Source organism: Cobetia sp. SIMBA_158 (genome assembly GCF_046566945.1).
Lineage (GTDB): Bacteria > Pseudomonadota > Gammaproteobacteria > Pseudomonadales > Halomonadaceae > Cobetia > Cobetia amphilecti.
In genome coordinates this window covers 1-238 of record NZ_JAWJYL010001053.1, presented here as the reverse complement: position 1 = coordinate 238, position 238 = coordinate 1, and the positions used below count along the sequence as shown (strand labels likewise).

Here is a 238-nt window from a genome sequence, read left to right as displayed (position 1 = left end):
GCCGACGCGTCCGGCGCAGCGCCGGGCACGCTGATGGCATTCGTCCAGCATGGACCGGATGGCGTCGCCGGCCAGTTCGCCGCTGCATCGCTGCAGAATTTCAGCGTCGCGCCGGGCATCGGGCTCGCCAATCCGGGCCATGCGGTCAACGGCGGCAATATCTCGGTGCTGTCGAACTGGAACCTCGGCGCGGGCGCACCGAACAACAGCGGCAGCATCACGCCTGATTTCCGCTATC

The 238-nt window shown here is 67.6% G+C and carries 1 protein-coding gene; it reads left to right on the top strand.

Annotated elements, in window-relative coordinates; genetic code table 11:
* Positions 1-238: hypothetical protein (locus R2R70_RS23025; RefSeq protein WP_410979349.1), on the top strand; the 238-nt coding region annotated here is incomplete at both ends.